The 24,710-nt window shown below is 68.9% G+C and carries 24 protein-coding genes; 10 read left to right on the forward strand and 14 right to left on the reverse strand.

Annotated features, from left to right (window positions below; translation table 11 throughout):
- Positions 1-43: 43 nt before the first annotated feature.
- On the forward strand, positions 44-964 hold the full coding sequence (locus tag MWU52_RS12145; RefSeq protein ID WP_246952381.1) for a choline ABC transporter substrate-binding protein: 921 nt from the start codon (positions 44-46) through the stop codon (positions 962-964).
- 62 nt (positions 965-1,026) lie between these two features.
- Here the strand turns inward: MWU52_RS12145 and MWU52_RS12150 are convergent, their stop codons facing one another.
- Entirely contained in the window at positions 1,027-2,025 is a 999-nt protein-coding gene (locus tag MWU52_RS12150) for a heme-binding protein (RefSeq protein WP_246952382.1), read from the reverse strand.
- Positions 2,026-2,176: 151 nt separating this feature from the next.
- Here MWU52_RS12150 and choW point away from each other — a divergent pair, with 151 nt between their 5' ends.
- From choW to choV, 3 genes are read left to right on the forward strand one after another with little or no spacing between them, the layout of a single operon-like run.
- Positions 2,177-3,010 (forward strand): choline ABC transporter permease subunit, encoded by an 834-nt coding sequence (gene choW, locus MWU52_RS12155; protein WP_246952385.1) that lies wholly within the window; start codon positions 2,177-2,179, stop codon positions 3,008-3,010.
- On the forward strand, positions 3,010-3,411 hold the full coding sequence (locus MWU52_RS12160) for a GFA family protein (RefSeq protein WP_246952387.1): 402 nt from the start codon (positions 3,010-3,012) through the stop codon (positions 3,409-3,411). Before choW ends, MWU52_RS12160 begins: the two co-directional genes overlap by 1 nt.
- On the forward strand, positions 3,408-4,424 hold the full coding sequence (gene choV / locus MWU52_RS12165) for a choline ABC transporter ATP-binding protein (RefSeq protein ID WP_246952388.1): 1,017 nt from the start codon (positions 3,408-3,410) through the stop codon (positions 4,422-4,424). The genes MWU52_RS12160 and choV overlap by 4 nt, the downstream gene beginning before the upstream one ends.
- Before the next feature lie 18 nt (positions 4,425-4,442).
- Here the strand turns inward: choV and rfbA are convergent, their stop codons facing one another.
- Positions 4,443-5,318, reverse strand: coding sequence for a glucose-1-phosphate thymidylyltransferase RfbA (gene rfbA / locus MWU52_RS12170; protein ID WP_246952390.1), 876 nt, complete (start codon positions 5,316-5,318; stop codon positions 4,443-4,445).
- A 144-nt stretch (positions 5,319-5,462) separates the two neighbouring features.
- On the opposite strand from rfbA, the gene MWU52_RS12175 reads away from it, so the two are divergent.
- Positions 5,463-6,905, forward strand: coding sequence for a mannose-1-phosphate guanylyltransferase/mannose-6-phosphate isomerase (locus MWU52_RS12175; RefSeq protein WP_246952392.1), 1,443 nt, complete (start codon positions 5,463-5,465; stop codon positions 6,903-6,905).
- Here MWU52_RS12175 and MWU52_RS12180 read toward each other — a convergent pair.
- The 3 genes from MWU52_RS12180 to MWU52_RS12190 form a co-directional block, all read right to left on the reverse strand.
- A complete protein-coding gene (locus MWU52_RS12180; RefSeq protein ID WP_246952396.1) occupies positions 6,898-9,879 on the reverse strand; it encodes a calcium-binding protein in 2,982 nt (993 codons plus the stop codon). The two genes, MWU52_RS12175 and MWU52_RS12180, sit on opposite strands and share 8 nt — an antisense overlap.
- A 151-nt stretch (positions 9,880-10,030) precedes the next feature.
- Entirely contained in the window at positions 10,031-10,684 is a 654-nt protein-coding gene (locus tag MWU52_RS12185; protein ID WP_246952398.1) for an ABC transporter ATP-binding protein, read from the reverse strand.
- A gap of 11 nt (positions 10,685-10,695) precedes the next feature.
- Positions 10,696-12,033 (reverse strand): sugar transporter, encoded by a 1,338-nt coding sequence (locus MWU52_RS12190; RefSeq protein WP_246952400.1) that lies wholly within the window; start codon positions 12,031-12,033, stop codon positions 10,696-10,698.
- Between the two features lie 117 nt (positions 12,034-12,150).
- Here MWU52_RS12190 and MWU52_RS12195 point away from each other — a divergent pair, with 117 nt between their 5' ends.
- Positions 12,151-12,969 (forward strand): ABC transporter permease, encoded by an 819-nt coding sequence (locus MWU52_RS12195; RefSeq protein ID WP_246952402.1) that lies wholly within the window; start codon positions 12,151-12,153, stop codon positions 12,967-12,969.
- Here the strand turns inward: MWU52_RS12195 and MWU52_RS12200 are convergent.
- Genes MWU52_RS12200 through MWU52_RS12210 form a run of 3 tightly spaced genes read right to left on the reverse strand, consistent with a single transcriptional unit; the run spans position 12,944 to position 16,036 of the window.
- Positions 12,944-13,897 carry a glycosyltransferase gene (locus MWU52_RS12200; RefSeq protein WP_246952403.1) on the reverse strand — a complete coding sequence of 318 codons (954 nt, stop codon included), beginning with the start codon at positions 13,895-13,897 and terminating at the stop codon, positions 12,944-12,946. The genes MWU52_RS12195 and MWU52_RS12200 overlap by 26 nt on opposite strands.
- A 29-nt stretch (positions 13,898-13,926) precedes the next feature.
- Positions 13,927-15,090, reverse strand: a complete 1,164-nt coding sequence (locus MWU52_RS12205) for a UDP-galactopyranose mutase (protein WP_246952405.1) — start codon at positions 15,088-15,090, stop codon at positions 13,927-13,929.
- Positions 15,080-16,036, reverse strand: coding sequence for an NAD-dependent epimerase/dehydratase family protein (locus MWU52_RS12210; protein WP_246952407.1), 957 nt, complete (start codon positions 16,034-16,036; stop codon positions 15,080-15,082). The genes MWU52_RS12205 and MWU52_RS12210 overlap by 11 nt, the downstream gene beginning before the upstream one ends.
- Before the next feature lie 197 nt (positions 16,037-16,233).
- Here MWU52_RS12210 and MWU52_RS12215 point away from each other — a divergent pair, with 197 nt between their 5' ends.
- Positions 16,234-17,391 carry an NAD-dependent epimerase/dehydratase family protein gene (locus tag MWU52_RS12215; protein ID WP_246952409.1) on the forward strand — a complete coding sequence of 386 codons (1,158 nt, stop codon included), beginning with the start codon at positions 16,234-16,236 and terminating at the stop codon, positions 17,389-17,391.
- 58 nt (positions 17,392-17,449) lie between these two features.
- Here MWU52_RS12215 and MWU52_RS12220 read toward each other — a convergent pair whose 3' ends face one another.
- Positions 17,450-18,136 (reverse strand): sulfotransferase, encoded by a 687-nt coding sequence (locus tag MWU52_RS12220; protein WP_246952412.1) that lies wholly within the window; start codon positions 18,134-18,136, stop codon positions 17,450-17,452.
- 32 nt (positions 18,137-18,168) lie between these two features.
- Positions 18,169-19,995 (reverse strand): DUF4422 domain-containing protein, encoded by a 1,827-nt coding sequence (locus tag MWU52_RS12225; RefSeq protein ID WP_246952414.1) that lies wholly within the window; start codon positions 19,993-19,995, stop codon positions 18,169-18,171.
- 155 nt (positions 19,996-20,150) lie between these two features.
- Here MWU52_RS12225 and MWU52_RS12230 point away from each other — a divergent pair, with 155 nt between their 5' ends.
- Genes MWU52_RS12230 through MWU52_RS12240 form a run of 3 tightly spaced genes read left to right on the forward strand, consistent with a single transcriptional unit; the run spans position 20,151 to position 22,344 of the window.
- Positions 20,151-20,855 (forward strand): ABC transporter permease, encoded by a 705-nt coding sequence (locus tag MWU52_RS12230; protein WP_246952415.1) that lies wholly within the window; start codon positions 20,151-20,153, stop codon positions 20,853-20,855.
- Positions 20,849-21,559 carry an ATP-binding cassette domain-containing protein gene (locus MWU52_RS12235; RefSeq protein WP_246952417.1) on the forward strand — a complete coding sequence of 237 codons (711 nt, stop codon included), beginning with the start codon at positions 20,849-20,851 and terminating at the stop codon, positions 21,557-21,559. The genes MWU52_RS12230 and MWU52_RS12235 overlap by 7 nt, the downstream gene beginning before the upstream one ends.
- On the forward strand, positions 21,556-22,344 hold the full coding sequence (locus MWU52_RS12240) for a substrate-binding domain-containing protein (protein WP_246952419.1): 789 nt from the start codon (positions 21,556-21,558) through the stop codon (positions 22,342-22,344). Before MWU52_RS12235 ends, MWU52_RS12240 begins: the two co-directional genes overlap by 4 nt.
- A gap of 2 nt (positions 22,345-22,346) precedes the next feature.
- Here the strand turns inward: MWU52_RS12240 and MWU52_RS12245 are convergent, their stop codons facing one another.
- The 4 genes from MWU52_RS12245 to MWU52_RS12260 are packed head-to-tail and all read right to left on the reverse strand — an operon-like array spanning position 22,347 to position 24,709.
- Positions 22,347-22,820: a DUF6505 family protein gene (locus tag MWU52_RS12245; RefSeq protein WP_246952421.1), complete on the reverse strand. Its 474-nt coding sequence runs from the start codon at positions 22,818-22,820 to the stop codon at positions 22,347-22,349.
- Positions 22,817-23,464 carry a biotin/lipoate--protein ligase family protein gene (locus MWU52_RS12250; protein WP_246952423.1) on the reverse strand — a complete coding sequence of 216 codons (648 nt, stop codon included), beginning with the start codon at positions 23,462-23,464 and terminating at the stop codon, positions 22,817-22,819. Before MWU52_RS12250 ends, MWU52_RS12245 begins: the two co-directional genes overlap by 4 nt.
- Positions 23,457-24,521, reverse strand: a complete 1,065-nt coding sequence (locus tag MWU52_RS12255) for an Mrp/NBP35 family ATP-binding protein (RefSeq protein WP_246952425.1) — start codon at positions 24,519-24,521, stop codon at positions 23,457-23,459. Before MWU52_RS12255 ends, MWU52_RS12250 begins: the two co-directional genes overlap by 8 nt.
- The gene (locus tag MWU52_RS12260) at positions 24,518-24,709 is read right to left on the reverse strand and encodes a DUF6494 family protein (RefSeq protein WP_246952426.1); all 192 of its coding nucleotides are present in this window, start codon (positions 24,707-24,709) and stop codon (positions 24,518-24,520) included. Before MWU52_RS12260 ends, MWU52_RS12255 begins: the two co-directional genes overlap by 4 nt.
- Position 24,710: the final 1 nt, after the last annotated feature.

Consider the following 24,710-nt stretch of genomic DNA (forward strand, 5'->3'; position numbering starts at 1 on the left):
AAATCCCCAAGGCGGGGAACGTCAACATCGGGAGAGATACGCCATGAAGACCATCCTGACCGCCGCATCCGCACTGGCGATGACCGCGGGCCTGGCCTCGGCCGCCTGCGAGGAGGTGACTTTCGCCGACGTTGGCTGGACCGACATCACCGCGACCACGGCGGCGACGACCGTCATCCTCGACGCGCTGGGCTACGAGACCGACGTCAAGGTGCTGTCCGTGCCGATCACCTACACCTCGATGGCCGAAGGCGACATCGACGTCTTCCTCGGCAACTGGATGCCGACGATGGAAGCCGACATCGCCCCTTACCGTGAGGCAGGCACCGTCGACACCGTGCGCGCCAACCTGGAAGGCGCCAAGTACACGCTCGCCGTCAACAAGGCCGCGCAGGAGCTCGGCATCGAGAGCTTCGCCGACATCGCCAGCCAGGCCGAGGCGCTGGACAGGAAGATCTACGGGATCGAGCCCGGCAACGACGGCAACCGCCTGATCCAATCGATGATCGACGAGGACGCCTTCGGCCTGTCGGATTTCGAGGTCGTCGAAAGCTCCGAACAGGGGATGCTGGCCCAGGTCGACCGCCTGTCCAAGCGCGACGAGCCGATCGTGTTCCTGGGGTGGGAGCCGCATCCGATGAACGCCAATTTCGACATGGGCTACCTGCAGGGCGGTGACGATTTCTTCGGCCCCGATCTGGGCGGCGCCACCGTCTACACCAATACGCGCGCGGGCTATGTCGCGGAATGTCCTAATGTCGGCCAACTCCTCGAGAACCTGGAGTTCAGCCTGTCGATGGAGAACGAGATCATGGGCGCGATCCTGAACGACGGCGCCGATCCCGAGGAGGCCGCCCGGGACTGGCTCGCCGCCAACGCGGATGCGCTCGACGGCTGGCTGGACGGCGTGACCACCGTCGATGGCGGCGACGCGATGGAAGCGGTGAACGCCGCGCTGCAGTGACGCAGTCCGCCGCGATGGCTGCGGGCGCGTGCAGGCGGGTCCGGCACGCGCCCGCGCCCGATTCAGACCGCCGGCATCTCGGCCTTGGTGCGATCCGGGGCCGCGACCTTCTTCATCATGTTGATGGAGACATGCGGCCAGCGGATGAGCCCCGGAAAGCCGTCGCGCCGCCCGAAGAAATCGAGCATGACGATTTGGCTGTAGGCGAGGATCAACTCATCGCTGTCGGCAATCTCCATGATCCAGAAGGTCGAGCGCATCGCCGTGGCGTCGGCCTGCCGCTCGATGAACGGGATGTTGTGGATCCCCGCCTTCTCGCGCGTCGTGTCGAAATCGAGGATCGTCGTCCGCGCCACATTCGGCGGCAGGAAGTTCAGAAGTCCGTTCGGCGCCACCGGATCGAAACCCGGAAAGCCCGCGTCCTCGATGACGCCCTTGAACGGGTTGTCGGCGAAGAACTTGTAGGGCGACAGGTACGGATGATCGAGGTCCTGCGGCGCGCCCACCGGCAGGCCGTTCACCGCCGGGATCGTCGGCGGCCCGTCGATGACCCGCACGTTGCCGAGGGCAAGCGCCACGTTGCCATGCGGCACCGTCGCCAGGCGCGCCACCTCGATATCGCCGGTGGTCAGGTTCGTCATGTTGAGGAACAGGCCCGGTTCGTGATGGATCGCGAGGTCCGGCCCGCCTTCCAGATCGCTTTCGGGGCGATCGTCGGCCGCGATCTGCTTGATCATCTGCTCGTAGTCGAGCGTGACGATGAGCTGGTCGGTATTGACGCTGGGACTGCCGCGCTCGATGCCGCGGTTCGGCACACCCTTGTCCACGAGCGTGAACTTCAGCTCCTCGTTGTACTGGTTGACGAGGACGCGGTAGTCGAGCGGCCCTTCGCTGGCGAAGGGAAGCGCGATCATGTTCCAGCCGCGCCCCTCGAAGCCGTCCTCGTTCTTCCACGTGCCGGGCAGGAGTTTCAGCGCGCCGAGATCCTCGTCGCCTTCCTGCGCCAGTTCGACGTGGCGCGCGTTGCTGCGATACTGATGAATGAAATCGACCTTGTTCATGGGAAACACTCGCTCTTGATTGGAAATGACAATCGGCGTGCGGCGGCTGGAATCCCGGTCGCCGGTGGGTCATCCTACCATTCCGGCCCCATCCGCCCGATTGCGGGAAACCCCACCCGGGCGGCACGGCCGGGGCGAAAGGCCGCGTGACATGGACTGGCTGACCGAAAACAAGATCCCGGTGGGCGACCGCGCCGCCGACGTGTTCGAATGGCTGGAACGGGTCGGGCAGCCCTTCTTCGACGGCCTCGCCCTGGTCATGGAGGCGATGATCGACGCCATACTCTGGCTCATGCAGACGCCGCACCCCCTGATCGTGATCGCCGTCTTCGTCGCGGTCACCTGGATGCTGCAGAGGTCCTGGAAGGTCTGCCTGTTCGTGGCCCTGGGGTTCCTCTTCGTCCTCAACCAGGACTACTGGGAGGAGGCGACCGAGAGCCTGACGCTCGTGCTGTCGGCCTGCGTGGTCTGCATGGCGATCGGCGTGCCCATCGGCATCGCCGCGGCGCACCGGCCCCGCCTCTATGCCTGGATGCGGCCCGTGCTGGACCTGATGCAGACGCTGCCCACCTTCGTCTACCTGATCCCGGCCATCGTCTTCTTCGGCATCGGAATGGTGCCCGGCCTGATCGCCACCGTGATCTTCGTGCTTCCCGCCCCGATCCGCCTGACGCATCTGGGCATCTCCTCCACCCCGGCCGCCCTGACCGAGGCGGCGGAGGCCTTCGGCGCCACCCCGCGCCAGACGCTCTGGAAGGTGGAACTGCCCTATGCGCTGCCGCAGATCATGACCGGTCTGAACCAGACGATCATGCTGTCGCTGTCGATGGTGGTGATCGCGGCCCTGGTGGGCGCCGACGGGCTGGGCGTGCCGGTCGTGCGCGCGCTGAACCAGGTCAACACCAGCCTGGGGTTCGAGAGCGGCTTCATCATCGTCGTCGTGGCCATCATGCTCGACCGGATGCTGCGGATGGAACGGAAATGATGCGCGGACGCTGCCATTGCGGAACCGTCACGTTCGAGGTGCGGCCGACCGACGGGGTCGCGACGGCGCGGCGCTGCGACTGTTCACTCTGCGCGCGCCGGGGGGCGGTCGCGATCTCGGCGCCGCTGGACGGTATCACCTACCTGACGGGGGCCGATAACCTGACACTGTACCAGTTCGGCACGAAGGTCGCGGAACACTGGTTCTGCAAGACCTGCGGCATCTACACGCATCACCGGCGCCGCTCCGATCCGGGCGAGATCGGCGTGAACCTCGCCTGCCTCGACGGGTACACGCCGTTCCTTCCCGAAGTGATCGTGAACGACGGGATCAACCATCCGTCCGACGGCCCGTCGGGTCGCGCCGGCATCCTGCGATTCACGCCGGAGGTTTCCGAATGACGCGCCCCGCCGTCGAGTTCGACCGCGTCTCCATCGTCTTCGGCGAACGGCCCGAGACCGCGCTGCCGCTGATGGACGAGGGCCGCACCCGCGCCGAGGTGCAGGAGGCGACGGGGCAGGTGCTGGGCGTCCACGATTGCTCGCTGACCGTGGAGCAGGGCGAGATCCTGGTGCTGATGGGCCTGTCCGGCTCCGGCAAGTCGACGCTGCTGCGGGCCGTGAACGCGCTGAACCCCGTCGTCCGCGGCGAGGTGCGGATCGACGATGGCGAGGGGATGGTCTCGGTCACGAATGCACGGCCCCGCGACCTGCGGCGGCTGCGGCAGGGCCGCGTGGCGATGGTGTTCCAGCAATTCGGCCTGCTGCCCTGGCGGGACGTTCGGCACAATGTCGGCCTGGGGCTGGAGCTGGCGGGCCAATCGGCCGCCGCCCGGCGCGAGGCGGTGGACCGGCAGCTGGACCTCGTCGGCCTGTCGGACTGGGCCGATCGCAAGGTGGGCGAATTGTCGGGCGGCATGCAGCAGCGCGTGGGCCTCGCGCGCGCCTTCGCCACCGATGCGCCGATCCTGCTGATGGACGAGCCGTTCAGCGCGCTCGATCCGCTGATCCGGACCCGCCTGCAGGACGAGCTGTTGGAGCTTCAGGACCGGCTTCGGCGCACCATCATCTTCGTAAGCCACGACCTCGACGAGGCGTTCAAGCTGGGCGGCCGCATCGCCATCATGGAAGGCGGGCGCATCATCCAGTGCGGCACGCCGGCCGACATCTTCAACAGCCCCGCCGACGATTACGTCGCGGATTTCGTCGCCCACATGAACCCGCTGGGCGTGCTGACGGCGGCCGACGCCATGGTCCCCGGCACGGGCACAGGCACCGCGATCCCGGCGGCCATGCCGGTCCGCGACCTGATCCGCCTTTGCGCCACGCGCGACGGCCCCATCCCGGTGGAACGCGACGGCGAGGTCGTGGGCACGGTCGACCGCCAGACCCTGTTGGCACGTCTGGGTCGCTGATCGGGGCCGCGCGGGCGTTCAGCCCTCGGCCACCCGGCGCAGATAGCTGCCGTAGCGGTTCTTGGCATATCTGTCGGCCTCGGCCAGCAGGGCCTCGCGCCCGATCCAGCCGGCCTGGAACGCGATTTCCTCCAGGCAACCCGTCTGCAACCCCTGCCGCCGCTCCAGCGTGCGCACGAAGTTGCCCGCGTCCAGCAGGCTTTCATGCGTTCCGGTATCCAGCCAGGCATAGCCGCGCCCCATCCGCTCGACCGCCAGGGCACCATCGTCGAGATACATCTGCAACAGCGAGGTGATCTCCAGCTCGCCCCGCTCCGACGGCGTGATGGCGCGGGCGCGGTCCGGCGCCGTCCCGTCGAGGAAATAGAGCCCGGTCACGGCATAGCTCGACGGCGGGTCGGCCGGCTTCTCCACGATCCTGCGGGCCTGCCCCGAGGCGTCGAAATCCACCACGCCATAGCGTTCGGGATCGGAGACCTGATAGCCGAAGACCGTGCCGCCGGCCCCGCGCGCATCCGCCGCACGCAGGATCTCGGGCAAGCCGTGACCGAAGAACACGTTATCGCCCAGCACCATGGCCGAGGCGGCCCCATCCAGCCAGTCGCGCGCCAGCAGATAGGCTTGCGCCAGCCCGTCGGGCGAGGGCTGTTCGACATAGGACAGCCGGATGCCCCACCGGCTGCCATCGCCCAGCGTCCGCCGGAACTGGGCGCGATCCTCGGGGGTGGTGATCATCAGGATTTCGCGGATGCCCGTCAGCATCAGTACCGAGATCGGGTAGTAGACCATCGGCTTGTCATAGACCGGCAGCAGCTGCTTGGACACGCCGGCAGTCACCGGATAGAGCCGCGTCCCCGATCCCCCGGCCAGGATGATGCCCTTGCGTGTCGTCATGCCGCCCCCGTCGCTGCACGATCGATAGCCAGCCGGAAGCGGCCCGGCAAGCGCGCGCCGTTAAGGTTCGATTAACCAAGGCCGCGCAATAACGCCGGGTGCGGTCCCGAAACCAGGCCGGACGGAACGGGCGGGACAGGTGAGATGACACAGGAAATCATCCCGGTGATCCTTTGCGGGGGATCGGGCACGCGGCTGTGGCCCGTGTCGCGCCGCAGCCACCCCAAGCAGTTCGCGGCCCTGACGGGGCAGGAAAGCCTGTTCCAGCAGACGGCGCAACGCATGTCCGCGCCGGGGTTCGCACCGCCTCTGATCGTGACCCATTCGGACTTCCGCTTCACCGTCACGCAGCAGTTGGCCGAGGTCGGGATCGACCCCGGCCCCATCCTGATCGAACCCGACGCGCGCAATACCGGTCCGGCCCTTCTGGCCGCAGCCCTCGTGGCGGCGCGCGCGGACCCCGCGGCCCTGCTGCTCGCCGCGCCGGCGGACCATGCGATCGCGGATCCCGCGGCCTTCCGCGACGCGGTGGCGCGCGGCCGGGACGCAGCCCTGCGCGGCAGGATCGTCACCTTCGGGGCCGAACCCGATCGGCCGGAAACCGGCTATGGCTATCTGGAACCGGGCGGAGATGCGGCGCCCGTGATGCCGCTTCGCCGCTTCGTCGAGAAACCCTGCGAAGCGGATGCGCGGCGGATGGTAGACAATGGCCATCTGTGGAACGCGGGCCTGTTCCTCGCCCATGCGCGGACGCTGATCGAGGCATTCGCCGAACACGCCCCGGACCTGTTCGCCGCGGTCACGGCGGCCGTCGAGGCGGCGCGGCCCGATCTGGGATTCCTGCGCCTCGACCGCCGGTCCTGGCGGGCCTGCCCCGACCTGTCGGTCGACTACGCGGTCATGGAGGCAGCGCGGAACCTCGACGTCGTGCGCCTGCCCTGTGCCTGGTCCGACCTCGGCGGGTGGGAGGCGATCTATCGACATGCCGAAACAGACGCGCAGGGCGTCGTCCGGCAGGGTCCGGCCGAGAGTTTCGACTGCCGCGACACCCTTTTGCGTGCCGAGGAGGGGGGGCAGCGCCTCATCGGCCTCGGCCTCGACAACGTGGTCGCGATCGCGATGCCCGACGCGGTGCTCGTGGCCGACCGGGGCCGCGTCGGCGAACTGGGCCAGGTGGTCCGCGCGATGCGCAACGCCAACATGGCGCAGGCCGACAGCTTTCCCAAGGTGCATCGCCCCTGGGGCCATTTCGAGACGCTGATCCGCGGCGACGGCTTTCTGGTCAAGCGCATCGTCGTCAATCCCGGCGGCCTCCTCAGCCTGCAGAAGCACCTGCACCGCGCCGAACACTGGGTGGTCGTCGCCGGCGTCGCGCGGGCGACCATCGGGCCGGACGTCCGGCGCGTGACCGAAAACGAGTCGGTCTTCATCCCCGTCGGCACCGTGCACCGGCTGGAAAACCCCGGCACCGAACCCGTCGAACTGATCGAAGTGCAGACCGGCGCGTTTCTGGACGAGGACGACATCGTCCGGTTCGACGACCGTTATGCACGGGCGACGGCGGATCACGACGTCGCCCTCACATAATGTCGATCGCCTCGGCCAGGCCGGTCAGGCCGGTCATATCGTGCAGAAGGATCGCGTCGTCGCCCGGCAGGTCCAGCAGGACCCCTTCGGCCGTCTCGCGCGCGTAGCGGGCCACGATCTGCGCGCCGGTTTCGGCATCGCCGACGAGCGCCCGGTCCAGCAGGATGCGGTCCGCGCCCAAGCGGAAATCCTCGACACGGTCCCGACCCGCACTCGCGCGGAAGACGAAGACATCGGCCCCGTCGCCGCCGCGAAGCACGTCGTTCCCCCGCCCGCCGTCGAGCCGGTCGCCCCCGTGACCACCGATCAGCGTGTCACGCCCCCCGCCGCCGCTCAGACCGTCATCGCCACTTCCCCCGTCGAGTCGGTCCTGCCCCGCGCCACCCAGAAGTTCGTCCGCATCATCCTCTCCCAGCAGGGTGTCGGCGCCGTAGTCGCCCGCGATCGTGTCGCGACCGGCCCCGCCCGAGAGATGGTCGCCGCCGCCGCCGCCCGAAAGATGGTCGCCGCCATTTCCCCCCGCGGCCCGGTCGGCCCCGGCCTCGCCCAGGATGCGGTCATCGCCCCGACCCCCTTCGGCGACGTCGCCGCCATCGCCGCCCCACAGGGTATCGGCGCCGCGTCCGCCGAACAGCCGGTCACTGCCGCCGCCGCCGGAGAGATGGTCCGCAGAATTGTTGCCGCTCAGTTCGTCCGATCCGCCACCACCGACAAGCAGGTCCGCCCCGCGCCCGCCGGCCAGCGTATCCATTCCGCCGCCGGCGAAAAGCGTGTCGTCCCCACGCCCCGCACCGATCCAGTCATCGCCCTGCTCGCCCGAAAGATGGTCGTCCTCCGATCCGCCATCCAGCCGGTCGTCCCCCTCCCCACCGACCAGACGATCCACGCCGGCCCCGCCCGCGAGACGGTCCGCGCCCGCGCCCGCGAACAGGCTGTCATCCCCGTCGCCACCCAGAAGCGTGTCTGCATCGCGTCCGCCGGACAGGTGATCGGCGCCGTCCCCGCCGTCCAGCCGGTCTGCGCCGCGATCACCGGTCAGGGTGTCGTCACCCGCGGCCCCCAAAAGCGTATCGCCCCCGTCGCCTCCGGCCAGACGGTCCCATCCCGCGCCCCCGTCCAGTTCGTCGTCGCCGGTATCGCCGTCCAGGTCGTCGTCGCCGGCCCCGCCCAGCAAGGTGTCGTTCCCGGCGTCGCCCCTGAGCGTGTCTGTATCCGCGCCCCCCTCGAGCAAGTCATGGCCGCGCCCGCCGAGAAGGAGGTCGGACCCGGCCTCGCCCATCAACGTGTCGTTGCCGTTCTCGCCCGCCAGCGTGTCCCGGCCATCCCCGCCGAGCAGGAGGTCGGGCGCGTCGCCCCCTTCCAGGACGTCGCCGCCGCCATGCCCCTGCAACACGTCGCGCCCCCACGAACCCTGCAGCGCGTCATCCTCTGCCCCGCCGGTCAGCGTCATGTCGGGGGCGCGGAACGTCCGGTTCGGTCCGCGCAGGATCGCCGCGCGGACCTCCTCGGGCGGGATCGGGGCGAGGTCCAGGGCGATCAGCGTCAGAACCTCGCCCCGCCATTCGATGCGGGCACCATCGGCGGTGGACAGGATCGACAGGCTGTTCACGTCGTAGAGGAAGGGCCAGGCGCCCAGGTCCAGGCGGTCGTGCCTGGGGTTGAAATCGGTGATGACATCCGCCGTTCGGTCCGATGCCAGCACGAAGGTGTCATGGCCCCAGCCGCCGGTCATGCGATCCGCGCCGGCCCCGTCCGACAGGATGTCGTCACGTCCGCCCCCGTCGAGCGTGTCACTACCCGCGCCGCCCGCGATCAGGTCCAGCCCCGACGTCCCCGAAAGGCGGACCGGGCCGTCGTCCTCGGCGCGCAGGGTGCGGCCCGCCTTGCCGGGGGCGTGCCGCAGATGGGTGATCCCGACCTCGCTCTCGGACGTGACGTAGATCTGGATCGCGCCGTCGCGGAACTCCATCGCGATGGCCGTGACGTCGGCCAGCCCGGCGGTCAACGTATCCTCGAAGCTGTCGATCAGGACGAGCTTGCCGTCGGGCATCAGCACGAACAGGCTGATCCCGCCATCCGTGCCCCCCGCCGCGACATAAACGACGCCGTCGCGGTTCAGCGTCTCGACGGCCCGCGCCCCGCCGAACCGGGTGTCGCGCGTGTCGTTCACGTGATCGACGGGCAGCATCTGCCCCTCGGGGTCGACATGCATCACGCTCAACCCGCCGGACGCGCCCTGGGCGGAGGCGAGGATGAGCCAGGTCTCGCCCGCGACCGTCGCGGTGGCAATCGACGTCGGCACCATGAAGCCGACCCCGTCGAGCGTGGCGACGATATCGGCGGGGCGCAGGCCGCCCGCATCCGCGGTCCAGCTGCTGACACCGGAATCTGCCTGCGAATAGCCGTCCCCCTGCGCGGCGGCGAAGACGATCTGACGACCGCCGATGTTAGCATGGGCCAGGTCCGCTACGCCGCGCGCGCCGTCCTGCGGCCCGGTGCCCGCCACGGCGATCGGATCGGCCAGGCCCGCGCCACCGGCCGAGAGCGCCAGCCCGGCCCCGCCCGCGGCACGCGTGACCAGCAAGCCGTCGTCGATCTCAACGGCCACCGAGACGTCGACGGCGGCGGGAGCGCCCGAAGGCAGATCCTGCGCGATGTCGAGCCGGCCGTCGGACCCGATCGTCAGCGTCGCGGCCCCGTCGCGGCGGCCGCCGACGAGCAGTTCCACCCCTTCCGCCGTCGTCTGCACGGTCGTGGCGACACTTGTGCCGGCGGTCCGGTCCATGCCCACGCCGCGGTCGTTCAGCGCCACCAGTTCCCCGTCCGCGGCGATCGCATGACCGAAGATCCGCCCGTTCGGGTCGGTGGCGAACAAGATCGCCTGGCCGTCCACATGCACGAGGTCCAGGTCCGACAGCGTGGCGAACCGGTCGTCATGCGCGGGCAGCGTCATGCCTATGAATGTAAGCGTCATCCTCCGGTCCGCGCCGCTTGGGTCGGATCGGATCTAGGTCGCCGGTTCAGCCGGCCGGCGGCACTATTTGGACGGACCTGTGACGCATCCGTCTGATTTTACGACATCTTGTCTCGACCGTGCGGGCATCGCCGCCCTCGACTGCGCGGACTCAGGCCAGCAGTTCCCTGTGACGGGCCACGCCGTCCTCCAGCTTGTCGTAGAATTCCAGCTTGCCTCCGGTCAGCACCAGGGCCGCGTCGCAGTAGTCGCGCAGCTTCTCCATCTGATGGCTGACCATGATGGCGCTGGCGTTGCGAATCCGCTCTCGGAAGACGGCCTTGCTCTTGCGGTTGAAGCTGGCGTCGCCAACGGCGGTGACCTCATCGACCAGGTAGGTGTCGAAACGGATGCCCATCGACAGCCCGAACCCCAGCCGCGCCCGCATCCCCGAGGAATAGGTCTTGACCGGCGCGTCGAACTGCCGCCCCAGCTCCGAAAAGTCGAGGACGAACGCCTTGAGGCTTTCGGTATCGACACCGTAGACCCGCGCGACGAAGGCCGTGTTCTGCGCGCCGGTCATCTGCGGGTTGAAGGACCCGCCGAACCCGACGGGCCAGGAGACCGCGCCGGTCGAGATCACCCGGCCGGAATCGGGGCGCTGCACGCCGGCGATCAACTCCAGCAGCGTCGACTTGCCGGCCCCGTTTCGCCCCAGGAGCGCCAGCGACCGCCCCGTCGGCAGCGTCAGCGTCAGGTCCGAGATGACCGTCCGCTTCTCGCCCTTGAGCCAGAAACTCTTGGAGAGGTTCTCGAGACGCAGCACCGGCCGAACCCTCAGCGGCTGTCGCGGATCGAGTAGTAGATCAGCACCAGGATCGACCAGCCCAGCAGCAGGAACAGCCCCGTCAGGCCGAAGATGATGCCGCGGCGCGGATAGCCGGCCGATTGCGGGTGGGTGGGGCTGATATAGGTCGCTAGGTAGCGCGTCTGCCGCGTCGCGTTCGTGCGCGAAATGTCGAGTGCGGTCAGCGCCGCGCGATAGCTCTCCTCTGCGAATTCGCGGTCGACCACCAACCCTTCGTATTCGGCCAGCAGCGACGGATAGTCGTCGCCATCGACGTCGGACTGGCCGGCGGCGACGGCGGAGCGTTCCTGGCGGATGCGCTCGCGGATGACGTCGATCTGGCGCTGCGCCTGCACCGCGCGCGGGTCCGAGGCGTTCGTCCGCTCCAGCAGGATGTCGAGATCGACGAGTGCCTGCGCCAGCTGCGCCTGCAACGTGTTCACGACCGCCATCCGGCCCTGCAGGTCTGTCTCGGGGTCGACGATCTGGGTGCGGGTGCGGAACAGGGTCAAGGCCTCGCGGGCGGTCTTCAGCCGTTCCAGCGCCTCCTCCAGGTCCTGCCGCGCGAAGCGGCTGGCATCGTCGCGGGCGGTGGCGTTCAGATCGTTCACGAGGTCCTGGCTCTCGCGCAGGATCGCCTCGGCGATCTCGGTCGCGGTGACGGGATCGAAGGCCTGAACCCGCAGCTCCACCTGGCCGCTGGTCTGGTCGTAGGCGACGTCGACGACGCGCGACCAGTACCACAGCAACTCCTCGATCGAGGGGCCGGGCCAGATCGAAAAGACGGGATCCTCCTCCCAGTATTGCGAATAATGCGTCACCAGGTCGATCTGCTCGTCGATGGCCTGAACCATCGCCTGGCTCTGGATGTACTCATAGAGGATCGCCGCGTCCGAACTGGCCGCGCCGCCCGACAGCTGTGCGGCGAACCCGCCCAGCAGTTCGGTCGCGGCGCCGCCCTCCTCCTGCCGGACGGTGAAGCCGGCGGTGGACGCGTATTGATCGCGCGCCATCGTCCAGAGATACCCGCCCGTCAACGCCAGCGGCAGCAGCACCACCAGGATGAAACTCGCGATCACGCCCCAATGGCGCCTGCGGACGCTTGCCGGCGCGGCGACGGGTCCGACCTCCACCGGGGGCGGCTTCGGCTTGCCGCCGCCCTTCTTGCCGCCGTTCTTGTTGTTCTCGCGCCGCTTTGCCTGCCGGGCCTTGCGGGCCAGGCGCTCGGCGCGCTCCTCCTCGGTCTCGGGCGTGTCCGTGGCGGGCGGGGTCTCGGCCGCGGGGGGCAACGTCTCCGGCGGGGTGTCGGAAGGGGCGCGGTCTGACATGGGGATCGGGTGCTCGCTTGCCGGGACGCGCGACGGAAGATCCCCGGCGCGCGATTGCAGTTCCTGTGGATTTCTTAAATAGCTTGGGCGCAGATTGCCAGTTCCGCGAGGGAGGCCGTGCGCGACACAGAGACCATAAGACCGGCGCAGACGCCGAGGTTCCAGGTTCCGCGCAACGGCAGCCGCGTGCGGTCCACGGTCGCGCTGACGCTGCGCGAGATGCAGGCCCGCTACGGCCGCTCGCCCGGCGGCTATGTCTGGGCCATACTGGAGCCGCTGGGCATGATCGTGTTGCTGGCGTTCGGCTTCTCGCTGCTGCTGCGCCAGCCGTCCTTAGGCGACAGCTTCCTGCTGTTCTACGCGACGGCCTTCCTGCCCTTCAACCTGTTCAGTCGGGTCCAGCTGACCGTCTCCTCGGCGCTGACCTACTCGCGCAACCTGCTGGTCTATCCGGTGGTGTCCTGGCTCGACGCGGTCGCGGCGCGGATCGTGCTCAACACGCTGACGGGCGTCCTGATTGCGACCCTGCTGCTGGGCGGGATCATCATCCTGCAGGACATCCACACGCGGATCGACATGGCCATCGTGATCGCGGTCTACGCCACGATCGTGGCGCTGGGGGCGGGAATGGCGATGGTCAACGCGGTCATCGCCGCCTATTTCCCGATCTGGAAGACGATCTGGAACATCGCGACGCGACCGCTCTTCCTGGCCTCGGGCATCATCTACCTGTTCGAGGAACTGCCCCGCGTCGCGCAGGACGTGCTGTGGTGGAACCCCCTCATTCACCTGACGGCGGCGATGCGGGCTGGGTTCTACCCGACCTACGACCCGCAATTCGTCTCGCCGGTCTTCCTGGCCGTGGTGACGTTGGGGTTGCTGTTCTTCGGGCTGCTGCTGATGCGCCGGTTCAACGCGAAGGTGCTGGAGAAGTAAGGAGGGCGCGGACGGCCGCGTGGTCGCGGTCGCGCCGCCCCGCGAGCCCGTCGCGCATCGCCGCGCGCCAGAGCTTCAGATAGGCGCGCCGGTCCGATCCGTAATGCCGCGCCCGCGCCAGCCAGATCGCCCCGAACGCGAGGAAGATCGCCGTGCCGGCCACGCGCCCGGCCGTCAGCCGATAGACGAACGCCCGGTTTCGATAGAGGTAGAACACCTTCCAGAGCGGCGCGATGCGTCGCGCACCCACGATCGCCGTGGCGCAGTCATGCTCGAACACCACGTCCGGATCGAACCCGAGCGGGCCGGCACGACGCCCGAGCGCCAGCGAATAGATCGTGTCATCGCCATAGATGAACAGCCTTCCGTCGGGATAGCCCGCGACCTCGACCGCGCGGCGCGACAGGAACGCGCCGACGAAGGACCCGCCGTCGATGTCGCGGGGGGCCCCGGCGTCATAGGCCTCGGGGCCGGCATGGAACGTCTCGCGCCCGCGCAGCAGGGTGCGCAGGATGCGGCCCCAGTCCCGGAACGGGTCCAGAAGGGGGCGGTTCATCTCGCAGATCGTGCCGTCGGGATAGACCACCGCCGCGAACCAGGCGATGCGGTCGCCGCGATCCCGCGCGGCGAAGCGGGCCAGGGCATCGGGCCGCGGCCGGGCGTCGTCATCCATCAGGCAGAACCATTCGGCGTCGGTCCGTGCCATCGCATGGCGCAACCCCGCCTCGAACCCACCGGCCCCGCCGACATTGGACGGCAGCGTCAGCACCTCCAGGCGCGGATCGTCTTGGGCGGCGAGCCAGTCCGCCGTGCCGTCGGTAGAGGCGTTGTCGACCACCAGCACGCCGTCCAGATGCGCCGGATCCGCGTCGAGCAGACGCCGCAGCGTCCTTGCCAGCTGATCGCGGCGGTCGAATGTGACCACCACGGCCCAGAGCCCGGATCGGCGCCCCTCGGTCAGAGCGGTGACCGCAGGAAAGGCGGCAACGAACGCCCTGCCGCATGTGCATCGAGATAGGCGCGCGCGGTGTCCAGCGCCTCCCGGATGCAGACATCCATGTCGAGATAGCGATAGGTGCCCAGGCGCCCCATGAAGGTCACGCCGCGCACGCCCTCGGCCAGGGAGACGTAGTCGCGCAGCATCGCCTTCTCGTGCACCTGGCGGATGGGGTAGTAGGGGATGTCGTCCGGCCCGCAGTCCCGCGACGTCTCGCGCGAGCAGATCGTGGCGGCGTGTTCCTCCCACGGGGCGAAGTGCTTGTGTTCGGTGATGCGGGTCTGCGGCACGTCGGCATCACCGTAGTTCATCACCGGCGTCCCCTGCCAGTCGCCCTGGGCCGTGAAATCCTCGAAATCGAGGGTCCGGTATCCCAGCCGCCCATGCGCATGGTCGAACCACGCGTCGAGCGGCCCCGACCAGAACAGGTGATCGCCCGGCCCGGTGTCCCCGGGCGCGTGCGGCTGGTTCAGCCTCAGGCCGATGCCGGGGTGGTCGAGCATGGCCTGCACGACGGCGGTATATCCGTCCTCGGGCATGCCCTGCCAGGGATGGGCGAAATAGCTGTCGTCATAGCTGAACCGAAGCGGCAACCGCTTGAGGATCGAGGCCGGCAGCTCGCGCGGCGAACAGCCCCACTGCTTCTCGGTATAGCCCTTGAAGAACGCCTCGTAGAGATCGGGCCCCACCATCGCCAGGGCCTGCTCCTCGAAGGATTTCGGATCGGTGATCGTGCGGTCCGCCTGTTCGGCGACGAAGGCCCGCGCCTCCTCGGGACGGAAAGTCGTGCCGAAGAACTGGTTGATCGTCAGCAGGTTGATCGGCAGCGAATAGACCGCCCCCTGCGCCGTGGTCTGAACCCGGTGCCGGAACGGACGGAACCTGCCGAAACGGTTGACGTAGTCCCAAACCTCGGCATCGCCGGTGTGGAAGATGTGCGGCCCGTAGCGGTGGACCAGAACCCCCGTGTCCGCATCGCGCTCGGTGTGGCAATTGCCGGCGACATGGGGCCGGGCGTCGACCACCGTGGCGCGATGCCCCGCCTCGGCCAGTTCGCGTGCGAGCACGGCGCCCGAAAAGCCCGCGCCGACGATATGGACATGCGACGCGCGGTCAGCGGGCATAGTAGGCGTGCGTCTCGGCGATGCCGCGTTCCAGATCGGTCACCCCGTCGCCCAGCAGGACGCGCACGTCGCGCGGGTTGGCGATGACGTCCCGGGGCTCGGTGGCCAACAGGTCCTCGGCCGGGACCTTCTCGTAGGCCAGGGGCTTGCCTGCGGCCTTCTCGACCGCCGCGATCACGTCCATCAGCGAGGTCGACCGCCCGCTGCCCAGCATGTTGACCGGGTCCGTCTCCTCGCCCGCGGCCAGCTTGCGCGCCAGCGTGGCGATGCCGCGGCCGACATCGCCGGCATAGATGAAGTCGCGGCTCTGACCGCCGTCGCCGTTGACGAACACCTGCCGCCCCTCGATGGCGGCGCGGGTGAAGGCATGGATCGCGCTCTTCTTGTTGTCGGAATAGCGCCCGAACACGTTGGTCAGGCGCACGACGCGGAACGTGCCGCCGCGCAGCGCGACCAGCTTCTCCAGGATCATCTCCTCGGCGGCCTTGGTCGCGCCATAGAAGTTCTTGGGGCAATAGGGGCTGTCGACCGACACTTCGAACGTGCCGTCGAACAGCGCGCCGGCAGTCGAGACGAGGATGAACCGGTCGCCGGGCCGCACGGCCTGCATCACGAAACGCGACGGGTCGGCGATGTTGGCCTCGATGAAGTCGAGAGGGCGGTCCTTGCTTTCGGCCACCCGCGTCTCGCCGGCGAGGAACACGAAGGTGCGTCCGGCCGGACCCGCCTCCATCCCCTCCAGGAAGTCGATCGCGCCTTCGGACTGGTAGCCGCCCAGATGCATCGGCAGATCCAGCGCGTCATGCCCCGGTGCCGGGTTCGACAGGTCGTCGATCACCGACGGCGCAAGGTCGGCGAACCCGGCCTCCGTCCCGATCGCTTCGAGGATGTTGCGCCCGACGAAGCCGAGGCCGCCAACGAGGACGAGGGAGGAGGAGTTCTTCATAGGACCGGATCACCAGAATTGCCTGCGGACCGCCCCCGGGGCCGTCCGATGCGGCGGATACCTACGGATGGGGCGGTCGGGTTGCAAACGGCGAATTTCCGCTTGGGCGGGGAGTCGCGGAGGTCGTTTGCCATGTCCGGGTTTTGCGACGATATAGCCCCGCAATCCATAGGTCGATTCGAAGAGGAAGCAGCACGATGAAGGTCATCATTCTGGGCGGGGACGGGTTCTGCGGCTGGCCGAACGCGCTGTATCTCTCCGCACGCGGGCACGACGTCACGATCGTCGACAACCTGTCGCGCCGCGAGATCGACCTGGAGCTAGAGGTCGAGAGCCTGACGCCGATCCGGCCCATCGGCGAACGGCTGCGCGTCTGGAAGGAGATGACGGGCAACGAGATCAAGTTCCACAACTTTACCGTGGGCCAGCACTATCACCGCCTTCTGACCCTGTTCCAGGAGGAGCAGCCCGACGCCGTCGTGCATTTCGCCGAGCAGCGCGCCGCGCCCTATTCGATGAAGTCCGCCGCGCACAAGCGTTACACCGTGTCGAACAACCTGAACGCCACCAACGACGTGCTGGCCGCGATCGTTGAATCGGGCCTCGACATTCACCTGGTCCATCTCGGCACGATGGGCGTCTACGGCTACGGCACGGCGGGCATGCAGATCCCCGAGGGCTACCTGAAGGTACGCATCGACACGCCGGCCGGCGAAAGCGAGCAGGAGATCCTGTACCCGACGAACCCCGGCTCGATCTACCACATGACCAAGAGCCAGGATCAGCTGTTCTTCCACTTCTACAACAAGAACGATCAGGTGCGGATCACCGACCTGCACCAGGGCATCGTCTGGGGGACCCAGACCGAGGAGACGCGCCGCGACGAACGGCTCATCAACCGCTTCGACTATGACGGCGACTACGGCACGGTCCTGAACCGGTTCATCATGCAGGCCGCGGTCGACTATCCGATGACCGTCCACGGCACCGGCGGCCAGACCCGCGCCTTCATCCACATCCAGGACACCTGCCGCTGCATCGAACTGGCGCTCGAGAACCAGCCGCAGAAGGGCGAGCGGGTGAACATCCTCAACCAGATGACCGAGACCCACCGCGTCCGCGACCTCGCCAAGATGATCGCCGACCGGATGGACGCCGAGATCGCCTATCTTGAGAATCCCCGGAACGAGGCCGACGAGAACGACCTGCACGTGGCCAATGACAGGTTCCTGGGTCTGGGCCTCGACCCGATCAAGCTGTCGGACGGCGTGATGGAGGAGGTGCGCGACATCGCCGCGAAATACGCCGACCGCTGCGACCGCACCAAGATCCCCTGCGTCTCGCTCTGGCGCTGACCGAGCCTCGCGCGACCCGATTGGCGGGCGGCTCCCGGCGGGGCCGCCCGTCTTGCCTTCAGGCGCGCCGGCTGACGTTCCGCGGCCGTATCGGCCGCCCCGGATCGCGCACCCCGCAAAAGGCCGCGAGCCGCCCATGGTCGCGCAACTCCTCCATCCGCAGTTCCAGGCAATCCTCGGGGAAGGCGTCCGCCGCGGCGCGGAAGTTGCGCCAAGCCCGGTCGCGGCGCGCGGTCACCTGTGCGATGCGGGTGTCGGGCCGCGTCCGCCATTGGCGACAGCCTGGATAGGTCTCGGGATGCGTCTCCTCCCAATGGCGGACGCTCTCCAGCCAGTCCTGCAGCGGGCGATCGACCCAGATGAACCGCGCCCGTGGCGCCAAGGCACGGATCAGCACCGGGTGGACCTGTCCGTGGCCGAAAGGCGCATCGGCGAAGATGTCGAACGGCGTCATCAGCAGGGCGACGCGGGCGAACCTGCGCCGCACCTCCGCGCCCCGGGACGCGAGGAAGGCCGCGGCGTCGTCGAAACCCGCCATCCGCGCCTCCCACCGGGCGAAGGCATCGCGGCGTGCGCGGGGCAGCGCGGCGCAATAGGGCATGACCGCGCGCCCCGCACCCAGATCGGCAAGCGCGCGGCCGACCGTCGTGGTCGCCGTCTTGTAGGGCGAGACGACGAAATAGGATGGACGCCGCCGCCAGATTTCCAGATATTCGCTCTCGTCGGGGGTCAGGGGCGTCGGCATGCCGGGCCTCGTCGTGATGTCGGACATGCCGCCTAGCGCTGCCGATCGCGCAGCGCCGCGTGAACCCGCAGGAGCACGGGCTTGAGCACGGGGAATCGCTCGGCCAGCTTGCGGCCGGTCTCGACCACGGACCCGCGGCGCCCCGGCGCGGTCTGGACCCGCTGCCGCGCCAGCACCTCGGCGTAGAACGGGGTCTGCATGATGGCTGCCCAGTAGTGCTGCGCCATCGGGACGGCCACGCGGTTCCACGGCTTGTAATCGCCCGCGGCGTAATGGACCAGTCGCGGCGCGGACCTGGCCTGCATCGCGCGCCGGTGGTTCGGCGCGGGCACCCGGTTGTAACCCGCGCGGATCGTGTTGAACACGTTCCATTCGTCGGGAAGCACGTGCAGGTCGTCCTTGAAATGCATGTTCAGGATGTCCTGGTCCCGGAACAGGTAGCGCCCCTTCTCCGCCGCCGCGAAAAGCGTGCGCCCGGTGGCCGCGACGTCCATGCGGGTGAAATCGAACAGCAGCAGCCCGGCGTTGAAGTAGCGGGCGATCTGATCGTCGCTCAGGCCCAGAACCTCGCGGTGATAGGTCCGCAGGTCCGGCACCTCGGGGTCGACGGTCGGGGTCGCGCCGGTCAGCGTTCGGGTCATGATGTGGTCGGTCACGGCCCCCAGCGCGGCCCCGCCCATGTCCGTGTCGAACAGCGCGCAGACGTCGTCCAGCGCGATCATGTCGACGTCGAGATACAGCAGCCGGTCCAGCCCGGGCAGCAGGTCGAACAGCAGGAACCGGTTGTAGGTGGCGTTCGACGGCGCACGGCTGGCCGACCGATAGGCGCCGCCGAAGGTCTCGCCCGCGTTGATCGGGTGCAGCGTCGCACGGGGATGGATCGCCACCACCTCGCCCAGCAGTTCCAGATCGACGGGCGCGATGTCCGAATGCAGGAAGAACAGGTTTATCCGCCGCGCGGGGTCGGCGCGCGACAGCACCGATTGCAGCATCGCGGCCGTATGCGGAAGATAGGCCCGGTCGGCCGAGAAGGCGATGTTGACGTCCTCGGGCCCGTTGCAACGGTCGTCGCTGACATAGGGATTGAACAGGGCGTTCGACGTGTTGATGATATGGACCTCGCGGACCCGCAGGTTCGGGCGCCGGGCCCGCAGGTACCGCATGTACACGCCCAGCAGCCGTTCGGCCAGAAACCCCAGATAGCGCGCTTGCGTGGGCGAGTAGTGGGTCCGTTGCAAATCGGTCACGGCCACCCGTTCCAGGATGTCGAAGAGCCATTCGCAATAGCCATCGAAGATGTCCCGCCGCATCAGGAAGATATTGCCGAGATAGATCCGGCGATGCGCAGCCTCGGCCTCGAACGCGTCGAGATGGGCGGGGTGGAACTCGGCGATCACCGCGCGCAACCGGTCGAAATCGGCGGGCGCGTGGCCGCGACGATAATTCGTCTCGACCGTCCGACCCATCGTGTGCCGTCGCGGCAAAATGACGTCCCAGTCGTCGCCGTGCTCGGCCAGCCAGTCCGACGTGCGGGCGGCCCAATCCCGCGCGTCGAAGCGGGGCACGAACAACTCCGCCTGCGCCCCCTCCGCCGTGCCCGCCATGTCCAGCATGCGGCGATAGTGCATCAGGCCGATACGTGCGCTTGTTCGGTCATTCTTCCACGCCCAGTAGAGGGCCGTCAGCTCGCAATAGGCGGGGTTCCGCGCCGAGATGTTGTCACCCGTGTCGTCGCCGATCATCCCGTCCAGGGGCGCGGCGGCGCGCGCCCGTCCGACATGGATCGGGACCACGAAATCGGCGTCGATGACGGGGGCCGGCGCGTGAAACGCAGCATAGACGGCGGTCTTTCGGCTCAATTCCAGCTCCGGGCCTTGGCGCATGTGGGCAGGTCGCGGCCTCTATCGGGCGTTCCGGTGTCTGTCAACGCGGGCCGACCGACCCGACGGCGCCCGGGCGAGAACGGGGTTGATCGTGCCGCTGCGCGCGGGCCAAGTGGCGCGCGGAGGGGACGATGAACGACTTGGCCGCCGGTCTGGGCGAGGCGCTGCGCCTCGTCCTCTCGCTGGATCCCGAACTGCTCGAAATCACGCTGCGGTCGCTGCGGGTGACGCTGACCGCGCTGGTGATCGCCTGCCTGATCGGGCTGCCGCTGGGGGCTTGGCTGGCGGTGCGGCGCTTTCGGTTGCGGCGCTTCGTGATCGCCACGCTGAACGCGCTGATCGCGCTGCCGCCGGTGGCGGTGGGCCTCGTGGTCTATCTGTTCCTGTCGCGCCAGGGTCCGCTGGGCGTGCTGGGCCTGCTGTTCACGCCGACGGCGATGATCACGGCGCAGGTGGTGATCATCACGCCCCTTGTCGCGTCGATCGCGCATCAGGCCACGCGCGACCTGTGGGCCGAATACCACGACCTCCTGATCTCGATGAACGCGACGCGGTGGCAGCGGGTCGCGACCCTTCTGATCGACGGGCGCCGCGCCCTTCTGACCGCGGCGCTGGCGGGGTTCGGCCGCGCTATCGGCGAGGTCGGCGCGATCATGATCGTTGGCGGCAACATCGACGGCGCGACCCGCGTCCTGACCACGGCCATCGCACTCGAGACGGGGCGCGGCGATTTCGCGCTGGCGCTGGGCCTCGGCATCGTGCTGATCGGCCTGTCGCTCAGCGTCAGCTGGGCCAGCCACTGGGTCATGCGCACCGAACGGCGTGGCACATGGTAGCCGCGCTGCCGCTGCGGCTCATGGGGGCCACGCTGCGCCGGCGCGGGCGCAATCTGGTCGGACCGGTCGACCTGACGGTCGGCACCGAAGGCATCACGGCGGTGATCGGGCCGAACGGGTCGGGCAAGACCTCGCTTCTGCGGATGATGCACGGGTTGCAGCGGGTGGCCGCGGGCCAGGTGACCTGGTCCATGCCCGAGGTGGAGGCCCGAACGCGGCAGGCCTACGTGTTTCAGCAACCGATCGCGTTGCGCCGGACGGTGCTGGCGAACCTGGCCTTTCCGCTGCGCCTGCGCGGGCTGACCCGGCGCGCCGCCGAAGCCCGCGCCCGCGACCAGGCCGCGCGGTTCGATCTGGCCGACAAGCTGCCGCGCCAGGCGCCGTCGCTGTCGGGGGGTGAGATGCAGCGGCTGGCACTCGCCCGCGCGCTCATCACCGAACCCGAGATCCTGTTCGCCGACGAGCCCTGCGCCGCGCTCGACGGACGTGCCACGCGCGAGATCGAGGCTCTGTTAGTCGCGGCATCCGCGCAAACCCGGATCGTCGTGGCGACGCATGACATGGGACAGGCGCGGCGGATTGCGTCCGACGTCATCTTCCTCTTGCATGGCCGCGTCCACGAGGCGAGTCCGGCGCCCGCCTTCTTCGCGGCGCCGCGTACGCCCGAGGCGGCGGCGTTCCTGAAAGGAGATATCGTCGAATGATCCGCGCACTGGCCCTCGCCCTGCTCCTTCCCCTCGCCGCCGCGGCCGAGCCGATGCGCATGGCGGTGACGACCTCTTTCCAGAACTCCGGCCTCGCCGACATCCTGCTGCCCGCCATCGCCGAGGAGACCGGGATCGAGGTCCAGCTCGTCGTCGTCGGCACCGGCCAGGCGCTGCGCCTGGGCGCGGCGGGCGATGTCGATGCCGTGCTGGTCCATGCGCGCGCCGCCGAGGCGGCTTTCGTCGCCGAAGGGCACGCCCCCCACCGGCGCGAGATCATGTACAACGACTTCGTCATCGTCGGCCCCGAGGACGACCCCGCCGCCATCGCCGGGGCCGACAGCGCGGCGGCGGCGCTGACGCGGATCGCCGAAGCGGAATCCCCCTTTGTCAGCCGCGGCGACGACAGCGGCACCCACAAGGCGGAACTGTCCCTGTGGCAGGCGGCGGACATCGTGCCCGATGGCGACTGGTACCGGCCCGTGGGCGCGGGCATGGGCGCCGCACTGAACACGGCCGTGGGAATGGGGGCCTATGTCCTGTCGGACCGCGCGAGCTGGCTGAATTTCGGCAACCGCGACGGCATGGCGATCGCGTATCAGGGCGATCCCGCGATGTTCAATCAATACGCCTATCTGCCGATCAGCGCGGACAAGCACACGGATCTGCGGGCGGACCTCGCCGCCCGGCTGGAGGAATGGCTCGTCTCCGAAAGCGCCGAGATGCTGATCGACAGCTACCGCGTGCAGGGCGAGCGGCTGTTCACCTTCAACGCGGAACGCTGACGCTATTCGTCGCCATGTACCGCGACCTGCGCCAGATCGGCGTCGCGCGGCGCCAGGATGCGGAACGTCTCGGTCACGCCAGCGGGGCCCAGGTCGCGCGCGACGGTCATGACCCGATTCGCGTCCACCCCGTCGCAGAGGTCGATCATCGCATCGACCTCCTGCGTGGCGACGGGATAGGCCGCATCGCGGTCGGGGGCACCGTGCATCGCGACGAAATGGTCGGCCAGGGCCTCGATCAGCGCCGCGCGCTCGGGCGCCTCGATCCGGGTGACGGCCACGAAGGTGACGCGGCCGAACGTCTCCAGCCCCAGCCAGCCATTCGCGAAGGCCTGCCGCGCCTTTCCGGTCAGGTCGCCCTCCGTCCAGTTGGAGAACTCGAACCCGCCGGGGATGCACCACTCGCCGGTGCGCGCGGCCACGTGATAGACGTTGCGGTCGCTGTCGTCGAAATGGATCGCGCGGGCGAGGTTCATGGCAGCTCCAGCAGGTCGGTCGGCGGGTCCAGAATGGTCGCGTCGCCGTTGCGGCGCAACCGGCCCAGATCCTCGGACAGGCCCAGGAAGGCCGCGTCCTTCGCCTCCCGCTCCCAACTCGCGGCCGTCAGTTCGGCGTGAAGGGCGCGGGGGCCGTCCTCCCATTCGGACAACCGGTGCATCAGGTGGCGGGCCCAAGCCTCCAGCAGGGCGACCGGATCGACGTCGCCGCCGCCTTCCAGCAGGAGCGCGGTGCCGACCCCGTCATCGGGAAAGATATGCAAGGTCAGGTGGATCACGACCCAGTCCGGCACCGCGTCGACGGCCGGGTCCGGCACAATCGGGCGGACGCGTCCCGCCTCTGCCCCGTTCAAGAGGATGCCCCCGTCCCAGCCCAGGTGGATCGGCAGTTCCGCCGGCCCCGTCGCGCCGAGCGCGTCGCGCAGGGCCACCGCGCAAAGCGGCGCCATCTGGACGGCCCGCGACAGCGGCACGTCGGGGGCGAAGACGACCGCCATGTCCAGAACCCCGCCCGCGCGCCAGAAGATCGTGCCGCCGTCGCAGCCCGCCCTCGCCGCGGCGATGGCCGCGGCGCGCGGATCTTCGGCCGCGACGCCGCGCATCAGCGGCGGAAAGTCAGGCATGGCCATCCGCGACCAGCCGCCGCGCCAGGGCGCGGAAAGCCTCGGCCTGCGGGCTGCCGGGTTTCGAGGCGACGACGGGCGCCCCGCCATCCGCCGCCACCCGGATCGACAGGTGCAGCGGGATCTCCGCCAGAAGCGGCACGCCCAGCTTTTCGGCCTCCGCCGCGACGCCGCCATGGCCGAAGATGTGCTCCTCGTGCCCGCATTCGGAGCAGATATGCGTCGACATGTTCTCGACCATGCCGACGACCGGCACGCCCATCTGGCGGAACATGTCGATCCCCTTGCGCGCATCCAAAAGCGCGACGTCCTGCGGGGTGGAGATGACGATGGCGCCGTACACGGCGAATTTCTGCCCAAGCGTCATCTGCACGTCGCCCGTGCCCGGCGGCAAATCCACCAGCAGCACGTCGAGCGCGCCCCATTGCACCTGGTTCATCATCTGCTGCAGCGCGCCCATCAGCATCGGACCGCGCCAGACGACGGCCTGATCCTCGTTCGTCATCAGGCCCATCGACATCATCGTGACGCCGTGATTGCGCAGCGGCAGGATGGTCTTGCCGTCGGGCGATTGCGGCCGTCCCGACACGCCCAGCATGCGCGGCTGGCTCGGCCCGTAGACATCCGCATCCAGCAGGCCGACGCGACGCCCCTCGGCGGCGAGCGCCACGGCCAGGTTCGCCGAGAGCGTGGACTTGCCGACGCCGCCCTTGCCCGACGCGACGGCCAGGATCCGGTCGACGCCGGCCACGGGCTGCGGCCCCGTCGGCGCAGCCGGGCGCGCGGGCTTCAGGTCGGGCGGCGCCTTGTCGGAATGCGCGGTCAACAGGACGGTCGCGCGGGTCATGCCCGGCATCGCGGCCATCGCCGCTTCGGCCGCGTCGCGCACCGGCTGCATCGCGGTGGCCTGGGCCGGCGCGATCTCCATCACGAAGCGCGCGGTGCCATCCTCGACCGACAGCGCGCGGACGAGGCCGGCGGACACGATGTCGCCGCCGCCGGGCGCCTCGATCCCCTTCAGGACGGCAAGGACCGCCTCGCGGGTGGGTCCGCTCATTCGGGCGTGCCGTTGATCGTACCGGTGACCACATGTTCGAGGTCGAGCCCGTCGACGGTCAGGACGACCTTCGCTTGGAACGGGCCGGACTTGCCGCTGTCGCGGGCGGCCTTCTCGATCTCCTGCTGCGAGGTCACGCCGACCTGCTTGAGGAACTTGCGCATGGACATGTTGAAATCGTCGGACATC

Origin of the sequence: Jannaschia sp. S6380, assembly GCF_023015695.1 — a bacterium.
Classification (GTDB): Bacteria; Pseudomonadota; Alphaproteobacteria; order Rhodobacterales; family Rhodobacteraceae; genus Jannaschia.

Excerpts from the sequence above, each read along its gene's own strand:
- MWU52_RS12145 (WP_246952381.1), top strand. The coding sequence starts at position 44 with ATGAAGACCATCCTGACCGCCGCATCCGCACTGGCGATGACCGCGGGC.
- MWU52_RS12150 (WP_246952382.1), bottom strand. The coding sequence starts at position 2,025 with ATGAACAAGGTCGATTTCATTCATCAGTATCGCAGCAACGCGCGCCAC.
- choW (WP_246952385.1), top strand. The coding sequence starts at position 2,177 with ATGGACTGGCTGACCGAAAACAAGATCCCGGTGGGCGACCGCGCCGCC.
- MWU52_RS12160 (WP_246952387.1), top strand. The coding sequence starts at position 3,010 with ATGCGCGGACGCTGCCATTGCGGAACCGTCACGTTCGAGGTGCGGCCG.
- choV (WP_246952388.1), top strand. The coding sequence starts at position 3,408 with ATGACGCGCCCCGCCGTCGAGTTCGACCGCGTCTCCATCGTCTTCGGC.
- rfbA (WP_246952390.1), bottom strand. The coding sequence starts at position 5,318 with ATGACGACACGCAAGGGCATCATCCTGGCCGGGGGATCGGGGACGCGG.
- MWU52_RS12175 (WP_246952392.1), top strand. The coding sequence starts at position 5,463 with ATGACACAGGAAATCATCCCGGTGATCCTTTGCGGGGGATCGGGCACG.
- MWU52_RS12180 (WP_246952396.1), bottom strand. The coding sequence starts at position 9,879 with ATGACGCTTACATTCATAGGCATGACGCTGCCCGCGCATGACGACCGG.
- MWU52_RS12190 (WP_246952400.1), bottom strand. The coding sequence starts at position 12,033 with ATGTCAGACCGCGCCCCTTCCGACACCCCGCCGGAGACGTTGCCCCCC.
- MWU52_RS12205 (WP_246952405.1), bottom strand. The coding sequence starts at position 15,090 with ATGCCCGCTGACCGCGCGTCGCATGTCCATATCGTCGGCGCGGGCTTT.
- MWU52_RS12210 (WP_246952407.1), bottom strand. The coding sequence starts at position 16,036 with ATGAAGAACTCCTCCTCCCTCGTCCTCGTTGGCGGCCTCGGCTTCGTC.
- MWU52_RS12215 (WP_246952409.1), top strand. The coding sequence starts at position 16,234 with ATGAAGGTCATCATTCTGGGCGGGGACGGGTTCTGCGGCTGGCCGAAC.
- MWU52_RS12220 (WP_246952412.1), bottom strand. The coding sequence starts at position 18,136 with ATGCCGACGCCCCTGACCCCCGACGAGAGCGAATATCTGGAAATCTGG.
- MWU52_RS12230 (WP_246952415.1), top strand. The coding sequence starts at position 20,151 with ATGAACGACTTGGCCGCCGGTCTGGGCGAGGCGCTGCGCCTCGTCCTC.
- MWU52_RS12235 (WP_246952417.1), top strand. The coding sequence starts at position 20,849 with ATGGTAGCCGCGCTGCCGCTGCGGCTCATGGGGGCCACGCTGCGCCGG.
- MWU52_RS12240 (WP_246952419.1), top strand. The coding sequence starts at position 21,556 with ATGATCCGCGCACTGGCCCTCGCCCTGCTCCTTCCCCTCGCCGCCGCG.
- MWU52_RS12245 (WP_246952421.1), bottom strand. The coding sequence starts at position 22,820 with ATGAACCTCGCCCGCGCGATCCATTTCGACGACAGCGACCGCAACGTC.
- MWU52_RS12250 (WP_246952423.1), bottom strand. The coding sequence starts at position 23,464 with ATGCCTGACTTTCCGCCGCTGATGCGCGGCGTCGCGGCCGAAGATCCG.
- MWU52_RS12255 (WP_246952425.1), bottom strand. The coding sequence starts at position 24,521 with ATGAGCGGACCCACCCGCGAGGCGGTCCTTGCCGTCCTGAAGGGGATC.
- MWU52_RS12260 (WP_246952426.1), bottom strand. The coding sequence starts at position 24,709 with ATGTCCGACGATTTCAACATGTCCATGCGCAAGTTCCTCAAGCAGGTC.